Raw genomic sequence first — 16,291 nt, 5'->3', positions numbered from 1 at the left:
CATCTGATGCGCGTCGGATTCATCGGATTGGGAAGTCAGGGCGGTCCCATGGCCCGCCGCATCGTCGAGGCCGGATACCCGACCACGCTGTGGGCGCGCCGGACCGCCACCACCGACTCGTACGGGGACACCGCGGCGAAGGTCGCCGACAGTCCGGCAGCACTGGCCGCCGAGAGCGATCTGGTATGCCTGTGTGTGGTCGGCGACGCCGATGTGCGGGAAGTTCTCGAGCGCGAAGACGGCGTGCTGGCCGGATTCGCCGGATCCGCGGCCGGACGCGACACGCCGCCGGTGATCGCGATCCACAGCACGGTGCATCCCGATACCTGCCGCGAACTGGCCGAAATCGCGGCCAATCAGGGTGTTTCACTCATCGACGCCCCGGTCAGCGGTGGAGCTCCCGCGGTGGCGGCCGGACGGCTGCTGGTGATGGCCGGTGGTGGCGAGGACACCCTGGCGCGATGCCTTCCGGTGTTCGAAACCTATGCGAATCCGGTGGTGCACCTGGGTGGGGTCGGCGCCGGGCAGACCACCAAACTTCTGAACAATCTCCTGTTCACCGCGCATATGTCCACTGCGGTCAGCACTCTGGAACTCGGTGCCCGGCTCGGGGTGAGCCCCGAACGACTCGGCGAAGTGATCGGCAACGGAAGCGGTAACAGTTTCGCGCTCGGACGGATCCTCGCGGGCGGCGGCACACTGGACCAGATCGCTACCCACGCCGGCGATCTGCTGCGCAAAGACGTCCGGCTGATCAGCGAACTGGCGGCCGCCGCCGATATCACCCCCGGGGTTGTACTCGACACCGCCGACGCCACTCTCGGCCTGATGGGCCGTCCCCGCTGAACCAGCGTCCCACGCCGCGTCATCCGCAGCGTTGCGGGCACCGGCTGCATTCCCGAAGATCGAAGGAGAACCGCGTGCGTATCGGATTCATCGGCGCCGGCCGGATGGGGATCCCCATGATCCGGCGGCTGACGGCCGCCGGGCACAGCGTCCGCGCTCTCGGGCGCGGCCCCGAGACCCGCGCCGCGATCACCGCGACGGGTGCGACCGCCCTCGGCTCCGTGGCCGAGGCCGGGCGGCACGCCGACGCGGTGGTGATCTGCGTTTTCACCGACCAGCAGGTCCGTGAGGTATGCCTGGACAGCGGACTGCTCGAGACCATGCCGGCCGGTTCGATCCTGATTCTGCACACCACCGGTAGTCCCGATACCGCCGCGGCGATCGCCGCCGCACCGGCCGCCGCGGGACGCCATGTGGTCGATGCGCCGGTGAGCGGAGGTCCGCACAATATCGCCGATGGTTCGCTCACTGTCTTCCTGGGTGGATCCACCGAGGCGGCAGCGCTGGCACGTCCCGTCCTGGCCGCCTATGCCGACCCTGTCCTCGCGGTGGGCGAACTGGGTAACGGCCAGCGGGTGAAACTCGTGAACAATTCCTTGTTCGCAGCCCAGATCGGCCTGGTCACCGAGGCCGTGCGGCTGGCCGGGCAGCTCGGGCTCACCGAGACCGAAGTCCTCTCCGCCCTTCCACATGCCAGCAGTTCGGGTCGTGCGGTACTGAGTGTGGCGGCGAAGGGCTCGGTTTCCGCGTTCTCGGAGGCGGTGGGTGAATTCCTGCGCAAAGATGTGGCGGTCGCACGCGAGCTGGCCGACCAATTGGGCAGCGATCTCGGTCTTCTCGATCCCGCTATCCGTGCGGCGGTCGGGTCGGTATGAGTTCGGTGCGCAGGCGGCAGCTCTGGACCGAAGGCCGCGGGCCCGGTAGATAGTATGTGATCCAGATCACTGTTGAAGTTGACCTCGGGTCAGGGTGGATGCTCGTCGCAGCGGCACGACGCCGACCGGCCAGCACCGATGCGAGGAACGAATCACTATGTCCATCACCCTTTCCGAACAGGACAAAGCCACCCTGCGGACCGCCGCCTACGGCGCCGTATCGCTGATGGCCGCCGCCACCGGCTCGCCCCGGAAAACTGTTACGAAAGCCGCCGTCGCCCTGACGTCGGCGACCGGTCCGGTCGGGCATGTGCTCGCCGCGAACCCCGAAGGCCTGGAGCTGCCCGGGAGAACCGTGGCCGAACTGGCCGACCGAGTACTGCCCGCCCTGACCGCGGCCGTGCACCTGCTCGGCGAACAATCCCCGGCAGAAGCCCACAACTTCCGCAGCACCGTCCTGCTCGCGCTCGACGCCGCCCAGGTCCACCAGGACGAGCCCGGCCCCACCGCGGCCGAGATGGCCCGCAAGATCACCGCCGCCCTCGACGTGGCCCGGACGGAAGCTGTGGACGACAGGGCGATACGGGCGTTCACTGCCGAACAGGATCGCCCGGAGCTCCGGAAGGTGATCGAGGAGATCGTCGAGTCCGGTTTCACCGGGATCACCGTGCGGGTGCACGACGAGCGTGGTGAATGGGTGGCCAGCGCCGGTGTAGCCGAGCTGGGCGGTTTCGCGAAGCCGCCGGTCGACGGGCATGTCCGGATCGGCAGCAACACCAAAACCTTCACCGCGACCCTGGTACTGCAGTTGGTGGCCGAAGGCAGGATCGTGCTGGACACCCCCGCTGTGGAGTACCTACCCGAGTTCGGGATCGACGAGCGGATCACGGTACGTATGCTGTTGCAGCACACCAGCGGGCTGTTCAACTTCACCGGCGAGGTCGACGCCGACGGGACAGTCACGACGGGAATCCCGATCCCCTACGGCAGCACGGGCAAACTGTGGATGGACAAGCGGTTCGAGACCTATCGGCCGGAAGACCTGATACGACTGGCATTGTCCCGGCCGGCGCGATTCGAACCGGGTACCGACTGGAGCTACTCCAACACCAACTACGTACTGGCCAGGTTGCTGATCGAGAAGGTCACCGGCCGCTCGGTCGCCGAGGAGATGCACCGGCTGATCCTCGGACCACTCGGACTGTCGGGCACCGTACTGCCGGACGCCTCGCCGGATATTCCGGAACCGCACGCCCACGCCTACTACCGGTACGACGACGCGGGCGTCGAGAAGACCGTCGACATCACCCGGCAGAACCCGTCCTGGACCTCGAGCGGTGGTGACATGATCTCGACGACCCGGGACCTGCATATTTTCCTTTCCGCCCTGAACAGCGGCAAGCTACTGCCTGCCCCATTGCTGGCCGAGATGCGCACCCCGCGCCCCACGCCCATCCCGGACATGGGCTACGGCCTGGGAATTTTCGTGGTGAACACCGACGGCGGCACCCTCATCTCCCACAACGGCGCCGCCGTGGGCCACGCGGCGCTCATGTACAGCACACCCGACGGCAGCAAAACCCTGACCGCCGCGCTGAACTGCGTGGACGACGCCGACCTGTCCATCGCGGCAGCCTTCGGAGCAGCCCAGCGCAGGCTCGTCGAAAAAGTGTTCGGCGGCGGACCGGCCGATGCGGCTCGGCCGGCGGAAGGAAGACTGAGCAGGTGAGAGACGGAGTCACGATCGGGCGAGCGGCCGCATTCGTCGGCGTCACCGTCAAGACGGTGCGGCATTACCACAAGCTCGGCCTGGTCGCGGAGCCGCAACGGGACAGCTCCGGTTTCCGCCGCTACGGATCCACCGAGCTGTCTCGGCTTGTGCAGGTCAGGACGCTGGCCGCCGCCGGAGTGCCGCTGGCCGAGATCGGCCCGCTGCTCGACGGCGACCCCGAACTGTTCGCCACCGGACTGGCCGATGCCGAGCGGCAGCTCACCGAACGGATCGAGGAGTTGATCGCACGCCGTGACACGCTGCGCCGGCTCGCCGACGGCGACCGGGCGCTGCTGGGCGACCGCGCTGTCACACTGCTGGAACGGATGAACGGCCTCGGCTTTCCCGCCGACGAGGTGGCGACCGCCCGGGAAGGCTGGGTGCTGGCCAAAGCCCTTGTCCCCGAGGGGTTCGACGACTACCTCACCCATCTCGAGCACGCACTCGAGGACCCCAGGTACGTCGCCTTGATCAAACGCGCCGCCGCCGCGGCGGCCTGGGCACCGGACGACCCCCGGGTGGCCGACCTCGCCACCGCCGTGGCCGACCATTACCTCGCCAATCCCGCACACCTGAAAATCGTGACGGCACTACAAGCACGCACCGACACCGCGACCCGGTACACACTGATCGCCCACCACGGCGAAGAACAGACGCCGACCACGGTGCGGCTGGCTGCGCTGTTCGAGAGCAAGCTCCGCGCCGCCGGAATACATATCCCCCGGCCGGACCCGCGCTGACCGGTGGGGATTCCCGTTACGGACCGCAGTAGCGTACGACGATCGAAGCTCTCACCTCGAAAGGATCGAACGGGTATGACCACTGTCGATCGGGACAGCACTGTCACCACGATCACCGGTGGTGTCTGCTCGTCCAGCGCGAGGTATACCCCCCAGCGGAACCCCGCAGGTCCACCCCCAGCGCCGCGTCCAGGGTAGGTGATCCGATAACGCTGCCGCGCGGGAGCGGGGTTTGTGACCGATCTTGTGAGCCATCACCACATTTCAGAGGCACACCCGCGCTGTTCTGCCAGCAGCGAACACCGGCCCGGCCGGGCTCGACGATCACTACAGTCCAGTCTCATGACGACGGTGACAACACGCACGGTCGAGTACCCGGCCGACGGCCTGACGATGATCGGGCACCTCGCGCTCCCGGCCGGTGTCGACCGCCGGCCCGCGGTCCTGGTCGGACCAGAGGGCATGGGGCTCAGCGACGTCGAGCGCCGCCGGGCCGATACCCTCGCCGCGCTGGGATACGTAGCGCTGGCCTTCGACGTCCACGGCGGGCGCTATTTGGGCGACCCCGAGGAGATGCTGGCCCGCTGCATGCCGCTACTCTCCGACCCCGACCGGATGCGGGGCATCGGCCACGCGGCGCTCGAGGTGTTGCGTGCCGAACCGCGGACCGACCCCGACCGGATCGCCGCCATCGGCTACGGCACCGGGGGCGCAATCGTGCTGGAACTCGGGCGCGACGGCGTCGACCTGCGCGCGATCGGGACAATCAACGCACTGACCACGGGCCGACCGGGCGAGGCGGCGCGCATTCGCTGCCCGGTGTGGGCCGGGGTGGGGTCGGAAGACCCGATCATGCCGCCCGCGCAACGGGACGCGTTCACCGCCGAGATGCAGGCCGCGGGCGTCGACTGGCGCCTCGTGGTCTACGGCGGCGCCTTGCACGCCTTCCACCACCCGCCGGTCGACCACCCCGCGGTCCCCGGCGTCGGCTACCACCCACAGCACGCGCAGCGAGCCTGGCGCGACGTCGTCGACCTGCTCGCCGAGTGCCTGCCCGTAACGGAGTGACCTGGTCGGCAACCGCGATTCCGGCGGTGATCGGCTCCACGATCGCGAACCGGCACGTTTTGCTGGGGCAGCGGTACACGTACTGGCCGTGGCGCTGCCCGTAGCGGCCCATGTCGATCCCGGCCTTCTTCCAGGTCTGCACCGCGTCCACGACGGTGTCGCACTCTGGGCACCAGGCTTTCGGGCGCAGCCATTTGTCCCAGTCCGGGCGACGCCCGAGGCTCTTGAGCCAGTAAGCGACGTAGAGCCGGTCCCGTGACTGCGGGGCGGTCAGGGCGGCGCGGGGGACCGCATGCGCGGAGTTCAGCGCGATCACCCGGGTCTCGTAGCCGATCTCCTCGATTTCGCTGATCCAGCGGTTCCACTCTTGTCGAAATACCGTTTCTTGCCCTTGGCGTCGGTCCAGGCCGGGCACGCCGGCGAGGCCCAGAACAGTTCGCTGTAGGGCAGTTTCGCCAGGTCGATCTCCTCCACATCACCCGACGGGAGGTGGTCGGCGGTCGGGAAGTCCAGCGCGTGGATATCGACGCATTCGGGGTTGTGGTCGGCCGCGAGCGCGAGTTCGATACCCGGAGCCTCTTCCCACCCAGCGAGTCGCCGCCGAATCCGGCGAAATACACCGTCGATCGCAGGCTCATGACGCAAAGACCCCAAGGGGGTGTGAGGCTCCCGGTCGGCCCGTTTCACGGATCTCGCCGCGTCAACGCGCCAGCGGGGCACCACTGCCTGGTCTCGACCTAGCCCTTCCGGTCCCCCGTGGGGATCGCCAGGTGTACGAAAGCGATCCAGGCGCCCGTGGTCGACCGGGCCCACGCGTTCAGGAGCCCGGGGACGGTGGCGTGGGTGTCCAGGCCGGCGTTCTTGGTGCGCATCGACACGGCGTCTCGGCGGAAGCCCGGTTCCGGGGTGATCACGGCGCTCAGATCCACCAGCACCGGCCTCGGTGGATCGAAGACACGCCGCAAAGGGGCGGAGAACTCGTCACACCAGGAATCGAACACACTTTCCCCTGGGTTCTGGTTGTAGCTGGTGGACACGAGCAGGGGTGTTGCGTCGTGGACAGTGTCTTCCAAGCAGTGGTCCTATCGCAGAGCTGTGGCGTCACTGATCGACGGATATCGGCGCCGGTGCGGATCGAGCGGTATGCCTATGGACGAGTTCCGACGCCGTGATCGTGCTCGCGATCCATTGGTCGGTTGTATTCGTCCAGATCCTGGCGCTGGTGAGTGGCTGTGCCTTGTCAGTCGAGTGGTTTCGCGGTGTAGATCCAGTCGAAGCCGTCATAACCCGGTCCATCGAGGTGTTCCGCGTGAGACAGGCCCGCCCGGATCGCCAAGCGTTGGGAGGCGATGTTGTCCGGTCGGATTCTGGCGATCAGCGGCAGGTGTGGAACATTGTCAGATGCCCAGCCGACAACGGCGGCTGTTGCCTCGCTCGCATAGCCCTTGCCCCATCCTGCGGGAGCGAAGCGGCAGAAGAGATTGAGCACCTCATGTCCATGCAATTCCATTGGTTTGATGCCACAGAACCCGAAGGGTTGTGCCTCACCGAGGCGGACCACAGCCCAATATCCGTATCCGCAGCGTTCCCACTGGGCGTTCCAGCGGTCGAATAGTTGATGCGCCTCGTCGGGCTCGGTCAGCGCGTCGGAGGGGTTGTGGACGCAGGTTTCCGGGTGGTTGTGGATCGCGAAGATCGCATCGACATCATCGATCGTGGGACAGCGCAACGACAGTCGGGCCGTATCTAATTGTCCTGCTGTCGGCCGACGTTCACCCATGAAAATATCGTAGAGCGTGAGGTTGCTCGGAATGCCGCACCAGCAGAGCCGCAATCGGTTAGTGCTGTCGATTCCGCCGTTCACCCAAGGTAGCGGTGTTATCGGCTCGCCGTTGGCCGTGTGCGAGTGCGAGTTGGGTCCGGAGCGATCGGATCTCCTCGTTCAGTTCCTTGATCCGGGTATGCGCGAGTTCGAGACGGCGGTGCCAGGATTCTTCGCTGGCACGTCGTTCCGGTGTAACGGTGCCCGGGCGCATGGTCCGGTTCTGGGTGCGGAGGCGGCGGATCTTCTCGGTGAGGTCGGGCTGGTTGTAGAGCCAGGACCGTGAAACGCCCGCGTGGTTGGCTACTGATCCGAAGGTGATCCGGCCTCTGAGCACCAAACCCGGGGAGATTCACTCCGGCCCACCCTCCACAGCCAGCACCCGCTGAACCCGCACCCCGCCTCCTCCGCCACCCGACCACTGGAACGTATGGCGAGCGAGGCTACGACCGTCGGTGCGATCTCCCTAATCGGAACCGGCGCGTCGTGGACACCCCAGATAAGCGTGTCGCCACCACCGATGACCAGCACAAACCAGTCACGTCGACTACGTCGAGGACGCCTTTACTGAAACCCTGGGGAACACGCATTCGATTATGCTCGGGAGTGTGATCGGGGGTCCGGGAACATCCGCGAGAAAAGTCACGCTGAGCCGGTTACCTCGAATAGTGGCGCACTATGTGCGGTAACTCAGTCTCCGAACTGGCGCAACTGCCCCTCGCCTCCACGGTCGACTCACGAAACTATGTGCGGCAGCGCCCGTCCGGGGCGGGCTCCCGGCCTCTTGTAAGGCTGTCTTCGGTGTCTCGCGCTGATGTTCCTCAACCCCCTGGTAGGGGCCCGGTGTCCCGGGATGTCAGGGGATATCGTCGATACGCAGTCCGTCGGATTCGTCGAATGTGTCCTCGACCGTTTTGCCGCCGGTCTGCACCCCCTCGGAGTCGGCCGTTCCGGTCTTGGTGGCGCTGATCTCGTACCAATCGCTGAGACTGTTCTTCTCTTCGGGCGCCAGCATGTCGTCTCGGGACACGGTGTAATCGATGTCGCCGAACCCGGCCGCCTGGAGCGCGCGAATGTTTGCGTGCCGTTCCGTTGCGGGCGCAATGTTGCCCATTCCGGTACTTATGACCAGTTCACCACCGCTTCTCATCACCCGGCTCAGCTCGGAGGCGCCATTTTCCTGTAGCTGGTTCCACAGGGGCACTCGTTCCAGATATACCCGGTCGAAGACGGCATCGGGGAATACCGACAGGTCACGGAAGTCGGCGACAACGTCCGGCCGGGACTCCGGATTCACATTGACGAACACTTCTCCCGGTTCTGCGGGTCGAAATTTGTGACCGCCTCCTATCACCAATCGGGCTCCGCCCTCAGCAGTGCGGGCCTGGTCCAACAAGGCGTCGAGATCCTCTGCTGGCCCCGCGCGCAGCTGCGACGCCTCGAACTCCGGAAGTTCGGTTCCATGCGGCCGCTGCCCCAATCCGTAGCGACGCTGGTTCATGTCGTCGGTTTGGCGCATCTCCAGAGCTCGCGATTCCCGAATATCGGTGTACCGATATTCGGGAGCCAACCCCGCCCGTGTTCTGATCTCCCGCACCAAGGCAGTGGTGTTCGCCGATACCACCTGGTCCACACCATCGCGCGCGGTATCGGCGAAACCGTGTATGGGATGCGCCAACCCCTCGTCGCTGACCGAGTGAAGATCTCGAGCAAGTAGGTCTCGCACTCTTCGAAAGAGATTGGAGATCGGGTTTGCCAGTCTCGTTCACCGCCTTATTACGAGAGTGACGCACAGTATGCCCCCCCTCTGCGGCAACTCCTAGCGTGACTTTTCTCGCCGATGTTCCCCAACCCCCGGACCGCGAGATGAACAAACCCGATCCACCCGCCGGTGACCGATCGGGCCCAGGCATAGAGCAGGCCGGGCACAGCCGCGGTGGTGTCCGGGCCGGCGGTCTGAATGTGTCAGACATCCCAGGAGCTTGGATGTCAAGCGGCGAGGTGTTGATAGCGGTGTGCCCAGCCGGCGGTTTGGCTGTAAGGGGATTGGGTTTTGAGGCAGCCGTGCAGGATTCCGACGAGCCGGTTGCCGAGCTGTCGTAGCGCGGCGTTGTGGCCGATCTCGCGGGCTCGTAGTTCGTCGTAGTAGGCGCGTGCCGCGGCGTCGTGCAGCATCGCGGCGTGGGCTTGCATGTGCAGGGCGTCGACGAGGCGATCGTTGTGGACGAATCGGGCGTGGACAGTCTTGGTCTTGCCGGACTGGCGGGTGATCGGGGCGGTGCCAGCGTAGTTCTTGCGGGATTTGGCGTCGGCATAACGGTTCTCGGCGTCGCCGAATTCTGCGAGCACCCGGGCGCCGGTGATCACGCCCATACCGGGTTGGCTGAGGTAGATCTCAGCGTCCGGGTGCCGGCCAAAACACACATCGACCTCACCCTCGAGGATCTTGATCTGCTCGTTGAGCGTGCGCAGGACCGCGACCGTCGTGCGGACCGACACGGCATAGGCGCCAGCCACGATATCGGCCTGGCCCAGCTGCTCGGCACGTAGCGCCGCCTGGATCGCGGCGGCCTTCGCGGGCACGTCGCGACGTCTTGCCCGCTTGAGCGCGGCGGTGATCTGGCCAATCGTCAGCCGGGCCGCGGCGCCCGGATCGGCTGCCTTGGTCAACAGCTCGAGGGTGTCAGCGCCCGAGAGCCCGAGCGGCTTGAACGCCTCGAGCGCGGCCGGGAAGTACTCACGCAGTGCGGTGCGTAGCCGCAACATGTGCCGGGTGCGTTCCCAGATCATCGTCTGATGGGCGCGGGCTGCGACCTTGACCGCCTCGGCCTCCTCGGAGTCGGCAGCAACCTGACGCAGCTGGTGGCGGCGGGTTCGCAGCATGTCGGCCAAGGTGCGGGCATCTGCCTTGTCGTCCTTGGCGCCCGACAGCGACAGCAGTTCCCGGTGTCGCGCTGCCTGTTTCGGGTTCACCCCGTAAACCTGGTAGCCGGCCGCGACCAACGCTCGCACCCACGGGCCGCGATCGGTCTCGATGCACACCAGCACCTGGCCGGGATCAGAATCCTCTGGCAGGAACCGGGCGATCAGCTCATGTAAACGCGCCATGCCCTCGATGCCCTCAGGCACTCTGGCCGCCTTCAACGTGCGGCCTTGCTCGTCTTGGACCTCCACATCGTGGTGGTCCTCCGCCCAATCGTCTCCGACGAACAGCACTCAACGCTCCTGAAATTTGCCGTGTCCGGTTATTCGCAGCCCGCGGGAGACCCAGCGCCCTAATGGACCAGTGCTCACACCAATCATGTTGGCGGGCACGACATCCCAAAAGTTGTCCGCTCCCGGCCGCCGACAGGGGCACGATCTGACACCAGAACTCGACGGTTCAGGCTGTGGAAGTGCTCACCTATCGGGGCTGCAGGCACCGAGTCTGCCTTACTGGCTGACCCGGTAGCTCCCATTAGGGCTGAGGGTCCATCGGCCCAGCGGCCACGAAGCCAACGGGAGTCGACGAGGCTGCGCGCGCGTTGTCGGTGTCGGCGATGGTCGTCTTGAACTGGGGGCATTCGACCAATGGTTCGTGGGTGCAGGTCGCTGCGTGGTGCAGGCTGTCGCGCATGCGGGTCAGCCGGGCGATGTCGTGGTCGAGTTGGTTCGCCCGTCGCGCGAGGTGTGGGCGTAATTCGGTGCGACCTGCGGGGCTGTCATCTCACCCACCGGGTGCTCGAATGGATCCGGGCCACACCGAGTTCGGAGTGGCCCGGATCCAGATTCTGTTCGATGGACGACCGGTGGGGGTCGCACCTGGAAGTAGCGAGGTCGGAGGTGGTCAGTTCGTCGGCCGCGCCGGATCGGCCTGCCCGCCGCCGAACACCTCCTCGACGAGCCGCTGTGTCGCCTGCTGGAAAGCCACCGACAGCGACAGCGCGGCGTCGTCCACATAGTTCAGCGACGCCGTGAGGGTCTTGCTGCCGTCGGGCGTGCTGTACATGAGCGCCCCGTGACCCGCCGCACCACCGTTATGCGTGATAACGGTGCCGCCGTGGGCCGTGTCCTGCACGAACACTCCGAGGCCGTAATCCATCCCGGGGATGCCAGTCGGGTGCGGTGTCCGCATTTCGGCCAGCAGTCCGGCCGGCAGGAGCTTGCCGCTGTTCAGGGCGGAGAGGAAAATGTGCAGGTCCCGGGTCGTCGAGATCATGTCACCACCGCTCGAGATCCAGGACGGGTTGTGGCGGGTGACGTCGACCGTCTTCTCAACGCCCGCGTCGTCGTACCGGTAGTAGGCGTGGGCGTGCGGTTCCGGGATATCCGTGCGGGTGCTCGGCGAGACAGTGCCGGACAGTCCGAGCGGTCCGAGGATCAGCCGCTGCATCTCCTCGGCGACCGAGTGGCCGGTGACCTTCTCGATCAGCAACCTGGCCAGTACGTAGTTGGTGTTGGAGTAGCTCCAGTCGGTACCCGGTTCGAACCGCGCCGGCCGGGACAACGCCAGTCGTATCAAGTCTTCCGGCCGATAGGTGTCGAACCGCTTGTCCACCCATTCCTTGCCCGAAATGGTGCTGGGGATCCCCGCCACGATCGTCCCGTCGGGATAGTACTCGCCGGTGAAGTTGAACAGCCCGCTGGTGTGCTGCAACAGCATACGTACCGTGATCCGCTCGTCGATCCCGAACTCGGGCAGGTACTCCACAGCGGGGGTGTCCAGCACGATCCTGCCCTCGGCCACCAACTGCAGCACCAGGGTCGCGGTAAAGGTTTTGGTGTTGCTGCCGATCCGGACATGCCCATCGACCGGCGGCTTCGCGAAACCGCCCAGCTCGGCCACACCGGCGCTGCCCACCCATTCACCACGCTCGTCGTGCACCCGCACGGTGATCCCGGTGAAACCGGACTCGACGATCTCCTCGATCGCTTTCCGGAGCTCCGGGCGATCCTGTTCGGCAGTGAACGCCCGTATCGCCCTGTCGTCCACAGTTTCCGGCCGGGCCGCGTCGAGGGCGGCGGTGATCTTGCGGGCCATCTCGGCCGCGGTGGGGCCGGGCTCACCGTTGCGCGGCCGGCCGGCCGCGTCGACCGCGACCAGGACGGTGCGGCGGAAGTTGTCGGCCTCTGCCGGATCCTGCTCCCCGAGCACGCTCATGGTGGCGGTCAGGGCCGGCAGCACCTGGTCGGCCAGTTCTGCGACGGTCTTGCCTGCCAGGTGAATATCCCTGGACTTCGCGGCGAGCACGTGCCCGACCGGACCGGTCGCCGACATCAGAGCGATGGATCCGTTCGTGGCGGCCGAGTGGGGCGCGCCGGTCGCCGCCATCAGCGACAGGGCACCGTAGGCGGCGGTCCGCAGGGTGGCTTTGTCCTGCTCGGTCAGGGTGATGGACATGATGGTGTTCTCCTTCGAATACCTTGGGGCCGCTGTGCTGCTCATACGAGTACTGTCGCGAGCCCGGCTGATATCGGGCTGACACAGTCCTGACGCACCCACTGACACGGGGTCGAACCGAACCCGGTACCTCCAGCCACCACATCCTCGAAGTACTTCACGCCACCGCCGAACACAACCGCCGACAGCTCGCGGACGAGCAACACCGGCTCGCAGTGCTCACGGCGCCGCGAAACGTTCACTCGATGCCCGCGACGACGCAGCCGCCGGCCTCAGGGCTGCGCAATCGGCTGCAACCGGCGGGATGTCACACCCAGCGGGTTTGCTCCGTCGACTCTGCAGCAGACGAAACGGGAGCCACACCCGTCGAGACCTACGGAGTTCCCGATGACCGCTTCCGCGCACGGTTCGGTGCGGAATCTGCTGGGCGAGAAGATCGTCCGCCTCGACCGGGGCGATTTCCTGACCGTACCGCCCACCTTGGCCCACGCGTTCGCTCTGCTCGAGCGAGTTCATCGCGGTGCGGCCGGTGTCGAGGAGATCCGCGCGAGTTCCGAGCTGTACGACAACCACTACGTCGACAGCCCGGTCCGGCGGGACGAACTCGCCGGCATGTGAACACCATGAGCCGGCCGCGGTCGACCGCGGCCGGATGGACCGGATCACGATCCCACGACGCGGAATCCGTCCGGCTGATCGTTCTTCGGCCAGGCGGGCGCGCGACCGAGCAGCCGGAGTATCCGGTCCAGGGGAGCGCCCGGGTCACGGTCCGGCAGGGCACGGGCGAAGGGGGCACCCGGCTGCTCGCGTTCCGGGCCGTCGGGTACCGCTTCGGCGATACGCAGCACTGGTTCGGCGGCCTCTTCGTCCAGTTCGTAGCCGACACCGAGCGCGCGCGCGAGATCCCAACCGTGGACCACGTAGTCGACGAGGTGGAAGCCGAGGGCCTGCTGCCCCGGCACTGTCACATCCGGGCCGAATTCGGGGAGCGCGAAGACGCGTTCCGGTACGCCGGGCTCGGCGAAGGCGCACAGTACCTCTGCCGCGGAATCGGCGTATTCGGCCGGGGTGTGCGGTCCGGGCGGTCGTTCCCGCCACCGCTCGAGATCGGCGCCCTCGCCACGCGCACTCGCGGCGAACCCGCGGTGTTGTGCCGCCATATGTGCCAGCAGATGGCCCACCGTCCATCCCGCGCACGGGGTGGGCAGGGTGAGGCGGTCGGAAGTCACGAGTTCGGCGGTGGTCACCGTGGCGAGCACCGCCCGGCGGTCGAGCTCTACGAGATCTGTCGTCATATCGAAATGGTACTCATATGCCTACTATAGGTCAATGCTTATCATTCTCCAGTAGGTAGGTTCTACTCCATGGGAACCACGGATCGTCCGGATCTGGCGGCTATGCTCGCGCCGCTGACCCGCACCCTCATCGCCCTGGAACGCCCGATTCTCGAAGCCCACGGCCTGACCATGTGGGCCTATACGGTCCTGATCGCGTTGAGCCGGGGCACAGCCCGCGGTCAGGGCGTTCTCGCCCAGGAGATCGGTGCGGACAAGACCCGGATTATCGCGGTCCTCGACGATCTCCAGGACCGCGGCCTCATCGAACGCACACCCGACCCCGCCGACCGCCGGGCCCGGCTGCTGGGGCTGACAGCGGAGGGCCATCGAATCGCGGCCGCGGTGCAAACCGAGATCCAGGCACGCGAGAGAGAAAAGATCCTGGAACAGCTGCCCGCCGCCGATCGCCGCGGGTTCCTCAACGCCCTGCGCATCCTGACCGCACTCCCCCGCGACCCGGACACCGCCGGGAACGACTGACCGGATCCGCCGGCTCTCGCAGCCGACTCCGTCACCGTCGCGATCCGGCCCCACGCCATAGCCGGGATCGCCGCGGCGCAGCGGCGCGGCACCTGCCGTGCGATCGGTGGGGTGACGGGAGAGGTTTCAGCGAAACGCTCGCGGTGAGCGACGTGGCCCGGATTACTCCGTACCGTCGCCCGCCCGGAGTACCCGCAGCGGCGCGTGATTGGCCCAGCCCTCTTCCGGCCAGTTGAACCAGCCCGCCGACGCGCGGGTGCCGCCGTCGGGATGCAGCGTGGTGCCGGTGAGATAGGACGAGAGACCGGAAGCCAGGAACACCGCGCAGTTCGAGATATCGGTGAGATTACCGGCGCGGCCCATGGGTATCGCCACCTTCACGCCCTCCGGGTCGGTCATCGCGTTATCGCCGGTCCCGATCCGCTCCAGATTCGGAGTGGGTACGAAATCGGGGGCGATATTGTTGACGCGGATGCCGTCCGGGGCCACCTCGACAGCAAGGGTTCGCGCGAACTGCTCCACCGCCGCTTTCGCCGCCGAGTACACCGCAAAACCCGGTGCGGCGCGGTGTGCCTCGATGGTCGTGATATTGATGATGCTGCCACCGCGACCGCCCGCACGCATCCTCGGCACAGCCAGATGACAGGCGTGCAGCACATGGGTCAGATTGGTGCGCAACAGGGCGTCCCAGCCCTTCGGGCGGGTGTCGGTGAACGGCGCCCGGAAGGTGCCCCCGACCACGTTCACCAGGATGTCGAGCCGTCCCCAGCGTGCGTCGGCGGCGTCGAACAGTGCCGCGAGCACCTCCGGGTCCCGGGCATCACCGTGGTGCACGACGGCATCGAGGTCCCGTTCCGCCGAAAATTTCCGAAGCTCCGCGACGGCGACCGGATCGAGATCCAGTACCGCCGGGCGTACTCTGTTGGCCGCCAGATCCGTGACGATCGCCCGGCCCAGGCCCCCCGCTCCCCCGGTCACCACCGCCACGCCGCCGGCAAGGCCGCCGCGTTCCTCGAACCAGCCCATTCGGTTCGCCTTTCTCAGTCGATGTAGTGCGCGCCGAAGGACTTCAGGAAGTCGAAGGTGGCGGCCGGGTCGAGAGTGTCGTGCACGCCGGCGCGGGTGGAGACCGTGATCCAGTCGACCCCGGCCCGCGCCAGTTCGGCGAAGGCTTCCCGATGCGGGCCGGGATCGGCACCGGTGAGGCCGGTGTGGCTGTAGGAATACACCAGGTCGATATGGTCGGTGCGGCCGTTGTCCGCGGCCGCCGATCGCACATCGGCGATCTTGCGGGCCAGATCCCCGATCGTGCCGAGTTCCGGGGTGCGGGCGGTGGTGCTGAGTTCGGCGCCGCCGGACATCGGTATCCAGCCGTGCGCGGCCCGGGCCACCCGGCGCCGGCTCAACGCGGAATTGCCGCCGATCCAGATGGGAATGGGTTGCTGGACCGGGGTCGGGCGGGCCTGCACATCGCGGGCACTGAAATGTTTTCCGGTGTAGCTGAACGGCTCACCTTTCCAGTGCAGCGGCAGCACATCCAAGGCCTCGTCGAACAGTGTGTTGCGCTCTTCGAAATCGACCCCGACCGCGTGGAATTCGCCCTTCAGATAGCCGGTGCCGATACCGAGGACCGCCCGGCCTCCGGACAACTTGTCCAGGGTGGCCGCCGCCTTGGCCAGCAGCATCGGGTTCCGGTAGGGCGCCACCGAGAGATAGGTGATCAACCGGATCCGCTCCGTCAGCGCCGCCGCGTACCCCAGCGAGACGAACGGATCCAGCGTCTGATGCCCGCCCGCGCCCAGCCAGCGCGCGCCCGGTGCCGGATGCTCGCTGAGCGAGAAACCGGCGAAGCCGGTCTGCTCGGCTCTCCGCGCGACCTCCCCCAGCGGCCCGGGATCCAGTACATCGCCGTCTACGCCACCGGCTTCGGGGTAATGGAAGATGAACCGCATTGCTACCTCCGCGTATCTGC

17 protein-coding genes and 1 pseudogene are annotated in these 16,291 nt (G+C 66.7%); 7 read left to right on the top strand and 11 right to left on the bottom strand.

Annotated elements, in window-relative coordinates; genetic code table 11:
* Positions 1 to 6: 6 nt before the first annotated feature.
* The 5 genes from IEY68_RS18305 to IEY68_RS18285 all read left to right on the top strand — a co-directional run bounded on the left by IEY68_RS18305 (position 7) and on the right by IEY68_RS18285 (position 5,300).
* Entirely contained in the window at positions 7 to 846 is an 840-nt protein-coding gene (locus IEY68_RS18305) for an NAD(P)-dependent oxidoreductase (RefSeq protein WP_058853596.1), read from the top strand.
* 74 nt (positions 847 to 920) lie between these two features.
* On the top strand, positions 921 to 1,721 hold the full coding sequence (locus tag IEY68_RS18300; protein ID WP_058853595.1) for an NAD(P)-dependent oxidoreductase: 801 nt from the start codon (positions 921 to 923) through the stop codon (positions 1,719 to 1,721).
* 157 nt (positions 1,722 to 1,878) lie between these two features.
* Positions 1,879 to 3,450, top strand: a complete 1,572-nt coding sequence (locus tag IEY68_RS18295) for a serine hydrolase domain-containing protein (protein WP_229718854.1) — start codon at positions 1,879 to 1,881, stop codon at positions 3,448 to 3,450.
* Entirely contained in the window at positions 3,447 to 4,232 is a 786-nt protein-coding gene (locus IEY68_RS18290) for a MerR family transcriptional regulator (protein WP_058853594.1), read from the top strand. The genes IEY68_RS18295 and IEY68_RS18290 overlap by 4 nt, the downstream gene beginning before the upstream one ends.
* Before the next feature lie 342 nt (positions 4,233 to 4,574).
* Positions 4,575 to 5,300, top strand: a complete 726-nt coding sequence (locus IEY68_RS18285; RefSeq protein ID WP_058853593.1) for a dienelactone hydrolase family protein — start codon at positions 4,575 to 4,577, stop codon at positions 5,298 to 5,300.
* A 312-nt stretch (positions 5,301 to 5,612) separates the two neighbouring features.
* Here the strand turns inward: IEY68_RS18285 and IEY68_RS18280 are convergent, their stop codons facing one another.
* The 7 genes from IEY68_RS18280 to IEY68_RS18255 form a co-directional block, all read right to left on the bottom strand.
* Positions 5,613 to 5,945 (bottom strand): DNA cytosine methyltransferase, encoded by a 333-nt coding sequence (locus tag IEY68_RS18280; RefSeq protein ID WP_058853592.1) that lies wholly within the window; start codon positions 5,943 to 5,945, stop codon positions 5,613 to 5,615.
* Positions 5,946 to 6,037: 92 nt separating this feature from the next.
* Entirely contained in the window at positions 6,038 to 6,373 is a 336-nt protein-coding gene (locus tag IEY68_RS18275; protein WP_082681161.1) for a hypothetical protein, read from the bottom strand.
* A gap of 167 nt (positions 6,374 to 6,540) precedes the next feature.
* Positions 6,541 to 7,164 carry a GNAT family N-acetyltransferase gene (locus IEY68_RS18270; RefSeq protein ID WP_199804869.1) on the bottom strand — a complete coding sequence of 208 codons (624 nt, stop codon included), beginning with the start codon at positions 7,162 to 7,164 and terminating at the stop codon, positions 6,541 to 6,543.
* Positions 7,139 to 7,459 carry a DUF6262 family protein gene (locus tag IEY68_RS36310; RefSeq protein ID WP_062998640.1) on the bottom strand — a complete coding sequence of 107 codons (321 nt, stop codon included), beginning with the start codon at positions 7,457 to 7,459 and terminating at the stop codon, positions 7,139 to 7,141. Before IEY68_RS36310 ends, IEY68_RS18270 begins: the two co-directional genes overlap by 26 nt.
* A gap of 519 nt (positions 7,460 to 7,978) precedes the next feature.
* Positions 7,979 to 8,800, bottom strand: coding sequence for a class I SAM-dependent methyltransferase (locus IEY68_RS18265; RefSeq protein ID WP_058853590.1), 822 nt, complete (start codon positions 8,798 to 8,800; stop codon positions 7,979 to 7,981).
* 311 nt (positions 8,801 to 9,111) lie between these two features.
* Complete coding sequence (locus tag IEY68_RS18260; protein WP_058853589.1) at positions 9,112 to 10,338, bottom strand: IS110 family RNA-guided transposase; 1,227 nt, start codon at positions 10,336 to 10,338, stop codon at positions 9,112 to 9,114.
* 610 nt (positions 10,339 to 10,948) lie between these two features.
* Complete coding sequence (locus IEY68_RS18255) at positions 10,949 to 12,547, bottom strand: serine hydrolase domain-containing protein (RefSeq protein WP_229718853.1); 1,599 nt, start codon at positions 12,545 to 12,547, stop codon at positions 10,949 to 10,951.
* Between the two features lie 342 nt (positions 12,548 to 12,889).
* Between IEY68_RS18255 and IEY68_RS18250 the strand changes: the two genes are divergently transcribed.
* Positions 12,890 to 13,120, top strand: coding sequence for a hypothetical protein (locus tag IEY68_RS18250; protein ID WP_058853588.1), 231 nt, complete (start codon positions 12,890 to 12,892; stop codon positions 13,118 to 13,120).
* 44 nt (positions 13,121 to 13,164) lie between these two features.
* Here the strand turns inward: IEY68_RS18250 and IEY68_RS18245 are convergent, their stop codons facing one another.
* A complete protein-coding gene (locus IEY68_RS18245) occupies positions 13,165 to 13,797 on the bottom strand; it encodes a TIGR03086 family metal-binding protein (RefSeq protein WP_058853587.1) in 633 nt (210 codons plus the stop codon).
* Positions 13,798 to 13,866: 69 nt separating this feature from the next.
* Between IEY68_RS18245 and IEY68_RS18240 the strand changes: the two genes are divergently transcribed.
* On the top strand, positions 13,867 to 14,319 hold the full coding sequence (locus IEY68_RS18240; RefSeq protein ID WP_058853586.1) for a MarR family winged helix-turn-helix transcriptional regulator: 453 nt from the start codon (positions 13,867 to 13,869) through the stop codon (positions 14,317 to 14,319).
* 27 nt (positions 14,320 to 14,346) lie between these two features.
* Here the strand turns inward: IEY68_RS18240 and IEY68_RS36790 are convergent.
* The 3 genes and pseudogenes from IEY68_RS36790 to IEY68_RS18225 form a co-directional block, all read right to left on the bottom strand.
* Positions 14,347 to 14,409, bottom strand: a pseudogene (locus IEY68_RS36790) (excalibur calcium-binding domain-containing protein); the annotation flags it as partial.
* 72 nt (positions 14,410 to 14,481) lie between these two features.
* On the bottom strand, positions 14,482 to 15,345 hold the full coding sequence (locus tag IEY68_RS18230; protein WP_058853585.1) for an SDR family NAD(P)-dependent oxidoreductase: 864 nt from the start codon (positions 15,343 to 15,345) through the stop codon (positions 14,482 to 14,484).
* 14 nt (positions 15,346 to 15,359) lie between these two features.
* On the bottom strand, positions 15,360 to 16,271 hold the full coding sequence (locus IEY68_RS18225) for an LLM class F420-dependent oxidoreductase (protein ID WP_058853584.1): 912 nt from the start codon (positions 16,269 to 16,271) through the stop codon (positions 15,360 to 15,362).
* Positions 16,272 to 16,291: the final 20 nt, after the last annotated feature.

The sequence above is a fragment of the Nocardia jinanensis genome, assembly GCF_014645735.1.
GTDB classification, from domain to species: Bacteria; Actinomycetota; Actinomycetes; order Mycobacteriales; family Mycobacteriaceae; genus Nocardia; species Nocardia jinanensis.
Note: the sequence above shows the minus strand (reverse complement) of the source record. Positions and strands in the feature narration are given on the sequence as shown.

Bases quoted from the DNA above. Each gene is read 5' to 3' on its own strand.
- IEY68_RS18245 (WP_058853587.1), bottom strand. From the start codon at position 13,797: ATGACGACAGATCTCGTAGAGCTCGACCGCCGGGCGGTGCTCGCCACG.
- IEY68_RS18295 (WP_229718854.1), top strand. From the start codon at position 1,879: ATGTCCATCACCCTTTCCGAACAGGACAAAGCCACCCTGCGGACCGCC.
- IEY68_RS18225 (WP_058853584.1), bottom strand. From the start codon at position 16,271: ATGCGGTTCATCTTCCATTACCCCGAAGCCGGTGGCGTAGACGGCGAT.
- IEY68_RS18285 (WP_058853593.1), top strand. From the start codon at position 4,575: ATGACGACGGTGACAACACGCACGGTCGAGTACCCGGCCGACGGCCTG.
- IEY68_RS18255 (WP_229718853.1), bottom strand. From the start codon at position 12,547: ATGAGCAGCACAGCGGCCCCAAGGTATTCGAAGGAGAACACCATCATG.
- IEY68_RS18250 (WP_058853588.1), top strand. From the start codon at position 12,890: ATGACCGCTTCCGCGCACGGTTCGGTGCGGAATCTGCTGGGCGAGAAG.
- IEY68_RS18305 (WP_058853596.1), top strand. From the start codon at position 7: ATGCGCGTCGGATTCATCGGATTGGGAAGTCAGGGCGGTCCCATGGCC.
- IEY68_RS18230 (WP_058853585.1), bottom strand. From the start codon at position 15,345: ATGGGCTGGTTCGAGGAACGCGGCGGCCTTGCCGGCGGCGTGGCGGTG.
- IEY68_RS18240 (WP_058853586.1), top strand. From the start codon at position 13,867: ATGGGAACCACGGATCGTCCGGATCTGGCGGCTATGCTCGCGCCGCTG.